The organism is Bacteroides sp. D1, from assembly GCF_000157095.2.
Lineage (GTDB): Bacteria > Bacteroidota > Bacteroidia > Bacteroidales > Bacteroidaceae > Bacteroides > Bacteroides xylanisolvens.
Map to the genome: position 1 here is coordinate 100,525 of NZ_JH114350.1, position 15,615 is coordinate 116,139.

Genomic DNA, 15,615 nt, shown 5'->3' on the forward strand with positions numbered 1-15,615 from the left:
TTACATATCTGTTGGTTGGAACCAGTAGGTCCAATTATTGATGGTTATACTTAATGCAATGTAGCCATTCTCTTCCTTATCTCCGATTCGAATGTTGATATCCCATTCGTATCTGCGGTCGAGGTATTCTTGATCGCCCATCATTTTCGGTTTGCTCATCAACAGGTAGTCAATAAGGTTTATAGTTGTTTTTCCTCCGATGTCTATTGTTTTTCCTGACGCTTTTTCGGTGATAGAAAAAGTCGTATCAGCATCCTTAATAAATCTAAGAGTATGGAGGCGGGTTTGTAGGGCGGTCTTACTGTCTTCCTCTTCAACTGAACAAGGATGGTAAATTATATTCTTGCTGCTCTCACCTACATTATTTTTATAGTCATAAAAATTGTTTGCAGTTATTAGTTGTATGTCATATTTTGAAGCATCCACCGGATTATTTCCTCGCGTAATGCCTATCGTTATATCATTAGTATTGCGCACCAAGCTGACATTTTCTGTATTACTGATATTTTCCGAAGAAAACATTAATAGAGGACCGCTATGCCATAATGCATCAAGATGGTTGTTACTTATGTTGTTTTCCGGCTCATATTTCAGCGTTAATTTATTTATTGGATCACCTGTATCCATTGTCGGAAGCTGATAGAATTTATCCGTTTTTCCAGCCCATACAACAGCTGTACAGCCTTTCAAACGATAGGGTATCAGCATACGATAGTCCGGACTTTTTAGCGAATGGCCATTATCAGTAAGTGTCTGTATATATTTTCCTTGCGTATCGAACACGAAAACCTTTACTTCTTCCACCTGTTCGGCGAACCAATCTTCATTTGCCATATTATAGTCATATCGGAATTTTAGAAAGAGGTCACATTGATCAAGGTCGTCATGAAGGACATCGCAACCGGTAATCCCTGCCACTATAAAAGCGGCAAGGATTATTTTGTATTTCTTTATGTGTCTTTTAATTCCCATTTATCAATGCAAATCAACACCTTGTGTCCAATAAGTCCATGGATTGATAGTGATTTTTACAGAAATATATGCATCTGCTTCATCATCATCGGTACCCGGAGGTGTAGGATTGTCAGGATCAGACGGATCGGGAATCCACGGTGTTCCGGGGCCGCTCACGCTTTGAAGTTCAAGGTGATACCAGTTGTTACGCACTACTCCGTATCGGCCTAAAGCCATCTTTTCAGTTACATTCTGATCGTGACGGATCAGGACGTCATAGTAACATACGGATTCATGATAATAACGTACGGCACAGAAGCGTCCGATAATACCAGTTTTTGCATTTAATTGAGTAGCTGTAGCACCTTCCGAAAGACTAGCGACTACAGAATTTTTTGTATCTTGATCACCATCGAATTGCTCCTGTGTCATAATTCCCGCTTTCTTTAAGAATATGGGTAGGTCTACTTTTAGCCCGGAACCATCACTATGTTTTAAATATTCAGTTTTAAGCTGGTCTAATGTATAATAGTTTCCTTTCCAAGAGAAATAACTACTATTTTCGTTCAAACCATAGGGAGTGTACTTAGCCTTTACTACCACCTTGGTGGTGAATCCTAATTGCTGTGCCTTAGCTTCCATTGTATTTTCAAGACAATACAGACTTGTTCCCTTACTCTGTGCAACAGCAGGCATCTCCTCACTTTCGCTGTCTATATTTTTTAGATAATTGAAAGCTGCATCCATATTCGCTTCCATAGTACTCTCATTTGATACATCAGGTTGCTCGTCAGACAAGTAGTTTTTATCCCGACGATAAACTGCTCCAATCGTGGCATTATCGTAAGTGATACGTTCACTATACAGTTTCACACTCTTATTGGTAACGCTTAATTCCCAACCACTGAAAGCAAATGTAGCACCGTCAGGTTTTGTAGAAAAAGACTCCTTAACTGCAAGCTCTACTTTTGCGCTCAATCGATCCACAGAGATTTTAGCTGGATCGCTCTGTGCGTCCGTTTTTGCCTGATTGATGGCCTCACTGGTATATGCAGTCGGCTTATGTACCTTTACTCCCGTCAATGCCCCTTCTATGCCAGCTCCTTCGCCTGCACTCGCCATCATGAAATTTTCATTGGCAGCGATGTTGGCAATAGCTGCCTCAATAGCAGTGTTAATTGCAGACCAAGGTTTACCTTTTACAGTTTCTGAAGTTAAATCCCACCCGTCGGTGTAAGGATTGATAACCACAAATACTTTTTTTGTTTTCTCTGGTACTAATTTTGCATCGCTAGCTACAGCTTCCGGGGTCCCTGTTCCACCGGATTCTCCTCCGCTATTCCCAACGGTCAAACCATCAAAATCAGCCACATCAAGGCACACATCATCCTCGTCAAATAATAAAACTTTGACGGCTTTTGCTTTACTTTCCCCAGAACTTCCCGGTTTTTCTTCTACATTCGCTGCTCTTGAAGTAGCTGTGTGACTTTGCAGCGAAAGCGACAGATACGCTTTGCCATCCAGTTCACCACCCGGAATATTCCCTTCCCGGGCATCTTCACTACTACAGCCGGCAAATATAAAAACTGCCAATGTAGATAATAGAAAACTTCTTGTTTTCATCATTGTTAAATGTTTAAATGTTGTAAATAAAAAGATAATTATAATATATAAAAAATCAATAATCTAGTTTACTCATCAATTCGATATTCTCTTCTTTTTTGGCTAATTCCTCCAGATTGAGATTTGCTTGTTTCAATCCGGATTCAGCAGCCTTATTTAGATGTAACTTTGCTTGTTCATAGTCACCTCTTAGCAGATGTAATACTCCCACGGCATTTTCGTATTCCGGTGTGGAAGTCTCTGCTTTCTTTAAATATTTTTCTGCCAAAAGAGTGTCTTTACGTGAAAGTGCAGCCGAAGCGGCATTCAGATTGGCAATCTTATCATCAGGAAAGACGCTAACGGCTGTTTCAAATAATTCGATAAACTCCGGTGAACCATTTTTGTAAGTTAGAGCGACCAAATAAATTTCATTCAGGCTCAAATTTTGTGGCCGACTATGAATCAGCACTTTTGCCTGTTCTATATTAAAATTCTGAACATCGTACTCTATTTTACAGATCGCTTTACGCAGATGTGGGTAATACTCACGCAACATAAACCGATAAGGATTGCCCTGTTTATATAACATCAACGATTTCTTGCGACTGGTATTCGTTCGGTAGTTTATTTCAACTGGTATGTGATCTATAATATGAAGAATTCCATCCTTTTCTGCCATGTCAGACCCTGCAACCATTTTACGTAGTCCTTCCCAGTTTTCGCCACCATATTCCACCTTGTATAATTCTTTAGAGAAAGGGAAACGAGGGAGAAGGTAATTAACAAGTGCCTTTGCACGTCCTTCGGAAAGCTGTTTGTTAAAAAGGACAGCACCCTCCGGTGAAGCATAACCAATGACTGATATTCCACGAATGGTAATGGCTGTATCATTTTTCACTTCGGCAAGCATGGAGGATATCTTTTTTAGTTCAGTCGGATTATTCATATAGTCCGGTTTAATATCGGTTTTTGATACGACAAAGTCCAGAAATGCTTCACATGACATCTCACGACTTTTGACTGGTTCAACTTTTGGCTGTACGTAACTAATATGTGGAGTGATTTGATAAGGGACGGGAAGTTTCTCCAAAGTAACAGCACTAAAAAGAGGAATAGCTGATAGTAACCTGCCTGGCCTGCAACAGCCCATCACTTCTTTCTTTACATTCAGATATGCATCCTTCATCCATGGCTCGAATGGAATTATCAACGAGTACCGAATCTGTTCTTTTCCAGTCATTCCATACCCTTTTAATATGGAGTATGGAGCTTCTGACTGGTAAAAAGCACGTTCCTGCGTATTCATCAAAGCAAGTTTACGTTTCAGATTCTGATAGTTCTTACGACCTTTAATGGATATTTCCGGCAATTCCATCTGATGGTTTGCAGCAATCAATACTGGTATCAGTTCTATAGAATGATTGGAGCTGACTTGTATATTATCAAAGTTGTAAAGTATTTGAATATGCAATGAATCTCCCGCTTGCTGTAGTTCAAGAGCTGTTGGCTGTATAATTCCTGTATACCATTTCTTGGGATTTTCTTCTCCGTATGATAAAGAAGAAATGGTCAGGAATATGATTAACAGGTATAGGAATGATCTTAATTTTGTCATGGTTGTATTATTTTATAAGAAATATAAGTGAGATTGCAGCTTTAGTTGGTCCAAAATAATTGCGGTTTTCTGTTCCGACCTTTTCACCACAAGTCTTACACCGGAACTTGTCATAATGTAGCCGCACATATCCTGCACCTATATTTGCTTCAAGGCTCCAACGATTACTAAGAAGGAAGTGATAACCATACGAGATGCCTCCTCCTGCTCCCCATCCTTCATATCGGTAATGGCTGGAATTATCCCCGAATAAAAGTGGCAAGTGATGACCGGCTATGTTATATTGTGTTCCTATTATGTGTATCCCCCAAAAATGTCCGCTAAATCTTTCACATGTCCAATAACGATATTCCATTGTACCGAGCCAGTGCACCAGTTTTTTATTTGAAGATGCTTTATTGGGTGTAAACCAGTTAAGTCCGGCGCCAAGTTCTATTGTAGTGCGTGGAGAAAGTCCCCACTCTACTCCCAAGTTAGGAGTACCTGAATATGCACCGTAGAACAGGTTTGTTTTTACTGCTACCTTTTGGGCCGAACATTTTAAAATGCTTCCCCAACATATCAAAAGTAGAATTGCTATATATTGTATTTTCATCAGATGCGTATATCGAATATTTTGCTTTTGCTTGCGTTTAATAAATGATTATCGAATGCGAAATTACAAAATAAATATATATTAAAGTAAAACGTTCTGAAATTGCACATGGATTCCGAAGTTTCGTTCAAAATAGTTCTATAAATCACTTAAATGAGGGTTAGATAACTATAAAAAGGACTTATCGGATAAACATTGTTAAATTGTTATCCAACTTATTCAATTATCTTTTGTGACATACTGAACGTTTATACACGCGCAAAACAAACGATGTATAAGAATGATTATTTATATTTACATATTACTTGTAGTACTTCAACTATGCGTTTTGAAAGATCAGAATATTACACCTAGTTTTGTTCCCGGATTTTAAGGAGCCATCCGTTTCTTTAAAAGGAACAAGGCGTTCCTCGGTGAGAAACAGGTCGTTCCTTTAAAAGGAACGGCTCCTTGGTTTTAAACCAAAAACAGTATTTGTAATACGCTGTATATTAATTTGTTATAAAAAGAAGAATTCCGTCCCGATAACCATGGGAATATTCTCAATAAACCAAACGGAATTCACAGTCCAAAGGGCTGTATATACATACTTTTTTATTACAAACTTAAAAAAAAATCCCATGGTTACAGTTACAATTAATATCAAGCCATATTTGGCTGGATATATGTATGTCCGATATCGACAAAGTTTAGAACCCGATCCAGAGAACCAGTCTCATTCCTCCTCTCCTTCTTCTTCCAAACGACTTATCCCTATCCATCTCTCCCACATTACTCCAGTTTATCACTTCCTTCATCAACTATCTGTCCCTCATCCGCAAAATACTTCATGGAAAGAAATTGGAAATATTTGCTTTGTACTGCCCAAACCGCGTAATGGGAAGAATCCGGAAGTCTATAACTATATCGGAAACGATAGTGCATTGATTATAGAAAAGGAAATAGAAACGGAGATGAAAGCGGAATTATACTCTTTTCTATTGGATAATAAGTTTAATAAAGGAGTGATGTTTAAAAAGTCAATAGAACAATTCGTAGAGCACTACGAAATGGTAGGACTGGTACAGGAAGAAACGCTGATGAGGGCATTTCAAAGATGGAGGAAGTTGGTGAAAGAAGAAAAAGCTATAAAGCTATAATGAAAGTATATTGATTTTGATTTAATCCATAATGAAACGTGATATACTATACTAATTAATTGGAAGAAAGAAGGAACTTTTCTATCTTTGCTAATATTAATCTTTTTCGCTAATTGATTAAGATAAGAAAGGAGAAAATAATATGACCCTCAAAGAAAAACAATTAGAGTTTATTATCTATTGTATAGAGAATACAGCCGAACGGTTAGGACGTTATAGTGCGGATGTATATAATAAACTAAAAGAATTAGGTGCTATAGACGGCTATATAAATGCTTTTTATGATACTTTGCATACCCAAGGCAAAGCCTACATAGTAGATTCTTTATTAGAATATATCTATCATCGTGATCCACAATGGTTACCGAAAGATTATCGTCCTTTTCAAATTTCGACACAGCAAAAAGGAGATAAGTCATGTTAACTGTTTATCATGGTTCTACTTACCGTGTAGAACAACCATTAGCTGGAGTATGCCGACCAAATCTTGATTTCGGAGTGGGCTTTTATCTTACTGATTTAAAGGATCAGGCTATTCGTTGGGCTCTTCGCACAGCTGATATTCGCCATGAAAAAAGTGTGTGGCTCAATATTTATTCATTGGATATAGATGCCTGCCGCAACTCTTCTTTTCATTATTTGCACTTTACCACTTACGATGCACATTGGCTGGATTTTGTTGTAGCATGTCGACAAGGGAATGTTATATGGCAGGATTATGACATAATAGAAGGCGGTATAGCAGATGACCGTGTGATACGTACTATTGACCTTTATATGCGTGGTGATTACACTCGTGAAGAAGCATTGTCACGTTTGATTCATCAAGAGCCTAACAATCAAATTTGTATTACGAACCAAAAAGTAATTGACGAACACTTACATTTTGTGGATGCTATACTTTTGCCTATCCCATCTCCCTCAAAAGAAATCCCCAATGCAGATATTGTAATGCAAGGCAAATATTACAGCATTGTAGAACTTCTTGCTACCCGTCTGCATATTTCCAGTCTACAGGCACTTGATATATTTTATAATAGCGAAAGCTACCAGCGCATTGTCCACCGACTTGGAGATCTATATCTCATGAGCGATGCATATATTGTAGATGAATTGATGAGGGAGCTACAAAAAAGACAAGGTTGATATTAGCCTTGTCTTTTATCCCTATTACTAAGCTGTTCGAGAAGTCTTCTTCCGATGAAGTAGTCAGGCCATCCATCCGGATCGGTGACAGTACTCATATTGTGAATGGCAAAGAAGACATTAAGAAGTTAGCGAAAATTTATAATATGAGTGAACATCTACTAACTTTTTCTTGTTTTTTTCTATAAAAAAGAACTACTTTAGGTATTATACCAGTATTAATGACTACATTTGCCAATAGTTATTCTTTTATATGAGGGATATAACTTTAATTTTTTAATGAGCATGGCACATTTAATTGTAACAGATTTTGGGGCTATAAAATCCGCAAATATAGAAATAAAGAAATATAATTTCTTTATTGGACATACTTCTAGTGGAAAAAGTACTATTGCAAAACTTCTTGCAATATTTAACAATTCGATTTTTTGGACTATTAAAGAAGGAGATTTCAATAGTTTCTTAAGGTTATTGGATAAATATAATATTAATTTTGAATTTACGTCTACAACCATTATTCGTTATAGCAATGAAAAATACTATTGGGAAATAGGCTTAAATAAATTTCACAGTAACTACGAGGATGCTGATTTGATGGAAATGGCTAATACTTCAAAGTCATATGATTTTATTTTAAAATTTATAGAACGAAAAGAAAATAACTTTGCATACAAAGAATTTATCAAAAGTCTTAAAAACCTCTTAGATTTAAAAGACAGCGCAATGGTAGAGTTAATAAAACCTGCCTTAGTTGGACTCCTTTATGAAGAATGTATACCAGTATATATTCCAGCTGAAAGATTGTTGATTTCAACATTTTCTAATAGCATATTTTCTTTACTTCAAGCAGGAGCTAGTATTCCCGATTGCATAAAGGATTTTGGTAGCTTATACGAAAAAGCAAGAATTCAGTATAAAAATATTGATATAAACATTCTTGACATTAAAGTGTCATTCAATAACAATGGTGACACAGTATATCTAATGAATGAAAACAAAGAAGTAAAACTATCTCAAACTTCTAGTGGAATTCAATCAATTATTCCGTTGTGGATTGTATTTAACCAATATGTTGAAAGCAAGAAAAAACAGATATTAGTAATAGAAGAACCTGAATTAAATTTATTTCCTTCTACTCAACACTTCCTTATTGATTGGATCATGAGAAAGATGAGAAAATCAAATGGAAGTATTGTAATTACGACACATAGTCCATATGTGTTATCAGTAGTAGATAATTTAATTTTAGCACAAGAAATATTAAAGAAAAGCAATAAAAAGAAGTTGGTGCTATCTAAAATTAAAGAACTCATTCCATCAATGGCGCTAATTGATTTTGATGATGTATCATCCTACTTTTTTCATTCAGATGGAACTGTTAAAGATATAAGAGATACTGACATAAAATCTTTGGGAGCTGAATACATAGATACGGCTTCTGACAAATTAGGATATATTTTTGACGAACTATGCAATATTGAAAGAAATGAGTTGTAAATGTTTTAATAGAAGATTCGTATTCAAGAATACAGATTCTTTTGATCATAAATATGTTAATTCAAAGTGTAAATGCACTTCTCGTTTTACGATTTGTGAAAATAAAAGTAAGTTCACTATTGCATCTAAAGATATTTCCGAAGTTGATAAAATAAAAATTGATGGTTATTTTGATAGTTCATCAGAGCATAGAAAGTGTGATTACTTATTTGTATACACATCACCCCTTAGTTGTGTTTATATTTTTGTAGAACTAAAAGGAACGGATATTGCACACGCTATAACACAAATCGGCAATACTGTGAACTTATTCTACAATCAAGGATATCTAAAAGATAAAAAAGTTATAGGAGCTATTGTTAGTTCACGACATCCATCCAATGACGGTACGTATCGTAAAGCAAAACAAACCCTAGAAAAATCACTTTCATCAAAAATAAAAAGCTTTCGTATAGAAAAGAAGAATAAAGAAATGACATACGATCCTATTAATGATAAAGTTATTTGAGGGCATCGTCAATTCGAGATACAAATTGCGGATTGCTGGGACGTGCTGTAGTTCCGAAATCTACAATTTGCCCTTTTCTATTAATCAACAGATAATAGGGCATTCTATCTATTTTCCATTGTTTGCGAATTTTCTGTAAGTTATCTTTTCCAAAATAATCAGATGCATAAATACATTCAATTCCCCGGTTCTTCAATGAATACTCATTCAGACATTCTTCCCATTCTTCCTTGGGTTCACTTACACATATGGAATATATGACCAGGTCTTTGGTGGAATACTTACTCCGCAATTGTTTCAAAGGTTCCATTTCTGCCAGGCATGGTGGACACCACCTAGCCCAAAAATCGAAATAGATCACTTTTCCGTGATTCTTCTCAAGTATATTATAGACGGGTTCCATGTAAGGCATAGATGTTTTTAGCTTTGAGTTTTCGTGAAACTCACCATATAATAAATTATTGGAAACTGGTTGCGGATTTTCCAGGTAAGATTTAGTCTGATTATATATCTGCATCACTTGTGCACGCAAATGCGGCATTTTTACGATCGAATCAAACTGTGTATGCCTCGTTGTTAAAGCAAGTGTATCATTCGCATTCAAAGAGCCAACTGTCATTTTGGTATATATATACTGGTTCAGTTCATTCTCTCCTACTGCCGACATAATCTCTTCTACAGATGGATTTTTTTTATCTTTGTATGTTATCCCATAAGCTATATAGTGTTCTACCTCATCGGCAATATCATATAAACGTGCTGAAAGAATCCCTTTATTATAAAGCTTATTGATTGCAGACAGAAGTTTATGATATCGGTCCATTTCTTTTTTCGTTTTAAACTGGCATTGGTTACCATAGGATAACAAAGCGTAATAATAGTCCTGTTTCAGTAACTCTTCAGTAAATAATGTAACATCGTCCATTGGCTTATATTTCGTCAGATACTCGTTTCTCCGCTCCAAACGAAAGTCATATTCTTTCTTTAATTCAGCCTCAAAATCCTTAATATTCAAATTCGGGTTTATACTATAATTCTGTATGTAATAGTAAGCGCTTTCTGTAAATGCCAGTATTTCTTGATTCAACTTTTCTGCATCACCTGTTACTTTGGGATGAAAAAGATCTTTGAAGTCTATTTCCACATGTATGCTATCTCCCGGGTGGATATACAAATGTTCCGCATAATTGCGAATGGAAACTTCTCTTAATTTTGCATAAACCGGAAAGCGGAATGAAAATGAGCCGTCTTCTTGTATGGGGGTACGATATTGATTTTCCATTTTCCAAAAAAATGGAATGATGAGAGTTAATTCCTTTTCTTGAGGATAAAAATCCCGGTTCAACACTTTTCCTGTGATAACAGCTTCTTTAATATATTCTTTTGCTAACGAATAACTTTCTTCTGTCTGTACAGATGATTCGAATTGAGATTTTGCCCGGTCTTTTTGCCCGCATCCGGCTAATAACAAAGAGGTTATTATCAGAAAGGAATAATAGTGTTTCATCGTGCCTGAATATTAGAAAGTTTGCAAATCTAAATAAATAAGAGTTCTTGCTCCTAAATATATGAAATTAATTTTAGGGGCAAAAACTCTTGACAGACAATTCGTCTCAATTTTAAATCTTTTACAATATATACATTTAATTTGCGAGATAAACAGACAAAGCTATAACCAGCGCACAAACTTCTTAATATACCAATTCTTCACGATCTGCGTCAAAATGCAATAAGAGAGCAAAATCCCAACCAGCCAGGGGAAATAGCTCAAAGGAAGAGCTGTCAATCCGATGGAACGCCCGAAAGCGGTGAAAGGAATAAGAATACCTATTGCCATGATTAAGAAGGTCAGTCCCATCACAGGCCATGTGGCACGGCTTTGTATGAACGGTATCTTGCGGGTACGTATCATGTGGACAATCAATGTCTGTGATAACAAACCTTCCACAAACCATCCGGTCTGAAACAGTGTCTGATGTTCGGGGCTGTTGCAGCTAAATACGTACCACATAACCAGATACGTTATAATATCAAAGATAGAACTGATGGGACCTACATAAATCATAAAACGACTTAGATCGGACGCATCCCATTTACGGGGTTTCTTTAGGAACTCCGGGTCCATACGGTCAAATGGAATGGTTGTCTGTGATATGTCATACAATAAGTTCTGGATCAATAGATGTATCGGCATCATGGGCAGAAACGGCAGGAATGCACTGGCAAACATCACACTGAACATATTACCAAAATTGGAACTGGCAGTCATCTTGATATACTTATTGATATTGCCGAATGTCTTTCTTCCTTCAAGCACTCCGTCTTCCAATACCATCAAATCTTTTTCTAACAAGATAATATCTGCGCTTTCTTTGGCTATATCCACAGCAGAATCGACTGATATACCAATGTCCGACTGACGCAATGCACCTGCATCATTGATTCCATCTCCCAAGAACCCTACCGTATTGCCTTGTTCCTGCAACAGAGAGATGATTTGTGTCTTTTGTAATGGAGTCAGTTTTGAAAATAAAGTGGTATCCTTTACCGCTTCTTTCAATGCTGTTTCGTCCATATTCTCTATTTCTATCCCGGTAAGAAAATGACTGGTATCAATTCCTACCTGCCGGGCAATCGCTTTCACTACGACATCATTATCTCCCGATAGAATTTTCACTGCTACTCCATGCGCATATAATTGTTCGATGGCTTCGGCAGCAGAAGGTTTCGGAGGATCAAGAAAAGCAAGATACCCGATCAGTACCATTTCTTTTTCATCTTCGATGGCAAAATTACAATCTTTCTCGATAAAACTTTTCTGGGAAACTGCCAATACTCTCATCCCCTGCTGATTCATTTCTTCACTAATCATCTGTGCTTTGATTTTCAAGGCATCAGTCAAGGGATGAATCTGCCCGTTGAACTCGGCATAGGAACAGACATCGAGAACCTCTTCTACCGCTCCTTTGGTGATGATTTGCCGCTTTCCCTGCCTGTCTTCTATTACAACAGACATTCTTCTGCGCGTAAAGTCGAAAGGTATTTCATCCACTTTGGTATAGTCATCCTTCAGATGTTCCAGGCTCAAATCTCTTACATGGGAAAGAATCGCTTTATCCATCAGGTTCCTTAAACCGGTTTGGAAATAACTGTTGAAGTAAGCATGACGAAGAATACGTTTACTGTTGTCGTCACTGCCATCTGCATTGATATATTTTTCCAACACGATTTTATCGCAGGTCAATGTACCGGTTTTGTCAGTACAGAGTATGTCCATCGCTCCAAAATTCTGAATGGCATTGAGATTCTTTACGATTGTTTTCTTTTTGGACATGGCTATCGCTCCTTTGGAAAGGTTGGCAGTCACAATCATCGGTAACATTTCCGGAGTAAGGCCAACCGCAACGGATATGGCGAATATGAAAGCTTCAAACCAATCCCCTTTCGTAAAGCCATTTACGAAAAATACAAATGGAACCATAACCAGCATGAAGCGAATCAACAAAAAGCTAACTTTACTAATGCCTTTGTCAAAAGCTGTAGTGGCACGATGTCCGACCAGGCTCTTTGCAATAGTACCCAGATAGGTTTTGTTCCCCGTCTCAAAAACGATTCCTTTTGCCGCACCACTTATCACATTGGAACCCATATAACAAATATTGTCCAACTCGATGACGCTTCCTTTCCGAAACTGCTGTCCCTGTATCTCCGAAAACTTTTCTATCGGTTCGGACTCTCCTGTTAATGAAGCCTGGCTGATAAACAAGTCTTTAGAATCGATGATCCGAATATCAGCGGGAACCATGTCCCCAGCTGCCAAATACACGATATCCCCCGGGACGAGTTCCGTAATCTCGATCTCTTCTTCCTGTTCACCGGCACGTTTGGCAAGACATGTGTTTTTTACCATTTTCATTAAAGAATCCGTAGCCTCACTTGCTCGCCATTCCTGCCAAAAACGCAGGATAGCACTGAACAGCACCATGGATGAGATGATAATGACTCCCGTCCATTCCTGCTCTCCAGGATCAGCCATCAATACATCCAAAAATAAGGATATTATGGCGAGCCCGGTCAGAACGCCAATGAAAGGATTGATAAACGTTTTGATAAACAGGATAAACGGATTCTTTTTCTGTTCATGTACCACTTCGTTTCTTCCATAAATGGATTGTCGCTCCTGCACTTCTCCCTGTGTTAATCCAAGCTTGGTTGTCTGCAAGTATGAATAGATTGACTTACCGGGTTGTGTGGCAACCAAAAATACTTTCTCTGAATTGAATGTGTACTGTGGTGAACGCAGTTTTTTCTTCCATACCATAATCTCTATTTTTTTTTAGTTACTAACTGCATTTATTAATTCGATGCAAAAGTAAGGAGGACTTCACCGGGAAGCTGTTAGAGAATGATTAGAGTGGTATTAGAAAACGATTAGAGTTTCTTAGATATGCGGGAGCTTCACCACAAAGGTAGTGCCCTCATCCTTATGGGAAGATACGGTAAGTTCGCCTTTGTGAAGGTGGATGATCTTTTGTGTCAAGGCCATACCTATACCATTTCCGGGAGCAATATTCTTGTTTTCTCCGCGATAAAACAGTGTAAACAGGTTTTCTTTATCCGTATCAGACATGCCTACACCGGTATCTGACAGGCGGATGATTGCCCATTGCTCCCAATAGGCTATCAAGACTGACGAAGTTCGGTTGGAAGAATATTTGCAGTTATTCTCTATTAAATTCACAAAAGCGGTAGTCAGTAAATAACTGTTTCCAATTACTGTCAGCACATTATCTTCTTCGGCTTCTTGCTCAAATACTAATTCGATGTGATAATCCGGATGAGCTTTTAGTACCAGCTCTCTGGCGTCCAGCAACAGTTCGTCCAGACGGACTTCTTCCATAGTTATCTGTTCCGACTGATAGTCAGCTTTTGCCAGATTCAATAATCCGTCGATCAGATTAACAATCCGACGCGAATCTTGCAGTGCATTGCCGATAGCCATCTGATATTGTTCGGAGCTCCGTTCTTTCAATAAAGCTAAATCCAATTCGGCTGTAAGAGCTGCCATGGGGGTACGCAATTCATGAGATACATTACTGACGAACATCTTTTGTGAATTGAAAGACTTTTCCAGGCGTTCCAACAATGCATTGAATGTCGTACTCAATTCTCCCAGTTCATCCTGTTCATTTTTTACGGGTAATCTTTTATCAATATGCGATGCTGTGATTTTCTCCGCTTCTTTCACTATATTACGTATCGGTTTTAAAGTGCTTCGAGAAAGGATATACCCCACAACCACCAATACGCTCAATCCACCGATAAATAGGAGAATAAGCATATTTCTTAGCGCATCTCGGTTGGCGTATCCGTAACCGTCGTAGGCTGCGGCGGTAACCACATAGTCTTTGCCCTCAAACGGATACACCAGTCCTATAGCCTGATATTCGTCCACATAGAAATTGATATTCTTTCGCTTCAGGATACGTTTTATCATCTCCGGCGTTTCTTTAACAATATCGTTTTGCAGAGCATCGTGATATAATATTTTAAAATCTGTTGTATAGACGGCAACCTCTACTTCATTAATAAACTTCTGATTATTCAGGTAAATAGACTGCATGGTTTTGGCATCTACTTGATCCTTAAGGAATAAATGTGCTTTGGTTATAGCTTCACTTTGAAGATTACGAAAGAAAGCATTGCTACGTGAATGTTCACTTACATAGTAGACAGCCATCACAAATACGAAGAATACCGCAGCTGTAAGCCCTGCATATTGTAGAGTCAACGTTGTCCTGATCTTCATATTTTATCAGTCAGTATGAAACCCATTCCGGCTTTGGTATGAATAAGTTTCGGTTCAAAATCCCGGTCTATCTTTTTGCGAAGATAGTTGATATATACATCTATGAAATTCGTTCCTGTATCAAAATGGGTGTTCCATACTTTCTCCGCTATTTCAACCCTGCTCAATACTCTTTCGGCATTTTCTACCATATATAACAACAGGTTGTATTCTTTAGGAGAAAGTTTAATGGATATACCATTCCGTTCTACGTCTTTCCGTTGAAGATCAATACGCAAATCTGCATAGACAAGTTCCTGCGGTAATTCCTGCGCATTACCTGTCACACGTTTCAACAGCACTTTGATTCTGGCATTTAACTCTCTGAAATCAAAAGGTTTCACCATGTAATCGTCTGCACCGGCATCGAAACCGTCCAGTTTATCGTTCGTTGATCCTAATGCCGTCAACATCAATATAGGGATATTGGGATTGGTTTTGCGAATTTCTTTCGCTAGTTCAAATCCGTCCATCTTAGGCAGAACGATGTCGGATATGACCAGATCGAATGTATGCGTCTGAAAAAGCCGTAAGCCCATCAGTCCGTCATAAGCCACCATTGTCTGATAGCCATTTTCCTCCAGTCCGTTCATCAGCAAACTTGCAACCCGGGGTTCATCTTCTATAATTAGTATTGTGTACATAGGAAAGAATTCATTAATCTGAATGTATAAAACGAAACAAAAATAATGATTATTCCCCACTTAT

The 15,615-nt window shown here is 37.7% G+C and carries 13 protein-coding genes; 5 read left to right on the top strand and 8 right to left on the bottom strand.

What is annotated here, in order from left to right:
- Genes BSAG_RS04435 through BSAG_RS04420 form a run of 4 tightly spaced genes read right to left on the bottom strand, consistent with a single transcriptional unit; the run spans position 1 to position 4,769 of the window.
- On the bottom strand, positions 1 to 972 hold the full coding sequence (locus BSAG_RS04435; RefSeq protein ID WP_004314794.1) for a FimB/Mfa2 family fimbrial subunit: 972 nt from the start codon (positions 970 to 972) through the stop codon (positions 1 to 3).
- 3 nt (positions 973 to 975) lie between these two features.
- A complete protein-coding gene (locus tag BSAG_RS04430; protein WP_008022257.1) occupies positions 976 to 2,577 on the bottom strand; it encodes an Mfa1 family fimbria major subunit in 1,602 nt (533 codons plus the stop codon).
- A gap of 55 nt (positions 2,578 to 2,632) precedes the next feature.
- The gene (locus BSAG_RS04425; RefSeq protein WP_004314796.1) at positions 2,633 to 4,174 is read right to left on the bottom strand and encodes a DUF3868 domain-containing protein; all 1,542 of its coding nucleotides are present in this window, start codon (positions 4,172 to 4,174) and stop codon (positions 2,633 to 2,635) included.
- A gap of 7 nt (positions 4,175 to 4,181) precedes the next feature.
- Positions 4,182 to 4,769 carry a DUF3575 domain-containing protein gene (locus tag BSAG_RS04420; RefSeq protein ID WP_004314797.1) on the bottom strand — a complete coding sequence of 196 codons (588 nt, stop codon included), beginning with the start codon at positions 4,767 to 4,769 and terminating at the stop codon, positions 4,182 to 4,184.
- Positions 4,770 to 5,389: 620 nt separating this feature from the next.
- Here BSAG_RS04420 and BSAG_RS04415 point away from each other — a divergent pair.
- The 5 genes from BSAG_RS04415 (at position 5,390) to BSAG_RS04395 (ending at position 9,059) form a co-directional block, all read left to right on the top strand.
- On the top strand, positions 5,390 to 5,908 hold the full coding sequence (locus BSAG_RS04415) for a hypothetical protein (RefSeq protein WP_004314798.1): 519 nt from the start codon (positions 5,390 to 5,392) through the stop codon (positions 5,906 to 5,908).
- 142 nt (positions 5,909 to 6,050) lie between these two features.
- Positions 6,051 to 6,332: a DUF3791 domain-containing protein gene (locus BSAG_RS04410; protein ID WP_004314799.1), complete on the top strand. Its 282-nt coding sequence runs from the start codon at positions 6,051 to 6,053 to the stop codon at positions 6,330 to 6,332.
- The gene (locus tag BSAG_RS04405) at positions 6,326 to 7,054 is read left to right on the top strand and encodes a DUF3990 domain-containing protein (protein WP_008015978.1); all 729 of its coding nucleotides are present in this window, start codon (positions 6,326 to 6,328) and stop codon (positions 7,052 to 7,054) included. The genes BSAG_RS04410 and BSAG_RS04405 overlap by 7 nt, the downstream gene beginning before the upstream one ends.
- A gap of 285 nt (positions 7,055 to 7,339) precedes the next feature.
- Positions 7,340 to 8,551, top strand: a complete 1,212-nt coding sequence (locus BSAG_RS04400) for an AAA family ATPase (RefSeq protein WP_004325967.1) — start codon at positions 7,340 to 7,342, stop codon at positions 8,549 to 8,551.
- Entirely contained in the window at positions 8,541 to 9,059 is a 519-nt protein-coding gene (locus BSAG_RS04395; RefSeq protein ID WP_004325968.1) for a hypothetical protein, read from the top strand. The genes BSAG_RS04400 and BSAG_RS04395 overlap by 11 nt, the downstream gene beginning before the upstream one ends.
- Here BSAG_RS04395 and BSAG_RS04390 read toward each other — a convergent pair.
- The 4 genes from BSAG_RS04390 to BSAG_RS04375 all read right to left on the bottom strand — a co-directional run bounded on the left by BSAG_RS04390 (position 9,052) and on the right by BSAG_RS04375 (position 15,551).
- Positions 9,052 to 10,566, bottom strand: coding sequence for a TlpA family protein disulfide reductase (locus BSAG_RS04390; protein WP_004312799.1), 1,515 nt, complete (start codon positions 10,564 to 10,566; stop codon positions 9,052 to 9,054). The genes BSAG_RS04395 and BSAG_RS04390 overlap by 8 nt on opposite strands.
- Before the next feature lie 162 nt (positions 10,567 to 10,728).
- On the bottom strand, positions 10,729 to 13,380 hold the full coding sequence (gene mgtA / locus BSAG_RS04385; protein ID WP_004312800.1) for a magnesium-translocating P-type ATPase: 2,652 nt from the start codon (positions 13,378 to 13,380) through the stop codon (positions 10,729 to 10,731).
- A gap of 120 nt (positions 13,381 to 13,500) precedes the next feature.
- Positions 13,501 to 14,868 carry a sensor histidine kinase gene (locus BSAG_RS04380; RefSeq protein ID WP_004312801.1) on the bottom strand — a complete coding sequence of 456 codons (1,368 nt, stop codon included), beginning with the start codon at positions 14,866 to 14,868 and terminating at the stop codon, positions 13,501 to 13,503.
- Positions 14,865 to 15,551 (bottom strand): response regulator transcription factor, encoded by a 687-nt coding sequence (locus tag BSAG_RS04375; protein WP_004312802.1) that lies wholly within the window; start codon positions 15,549 to 15,551, stop codon positions 14,865 to 14,867. The genes BSAG_RS04380 and BSAG_RS04375 overlap by 4 nt, the downstream gene beginning before the upstream one ends.
- Positions 15,552 to 15,615 lie beyond the last annotated feature (64 nt).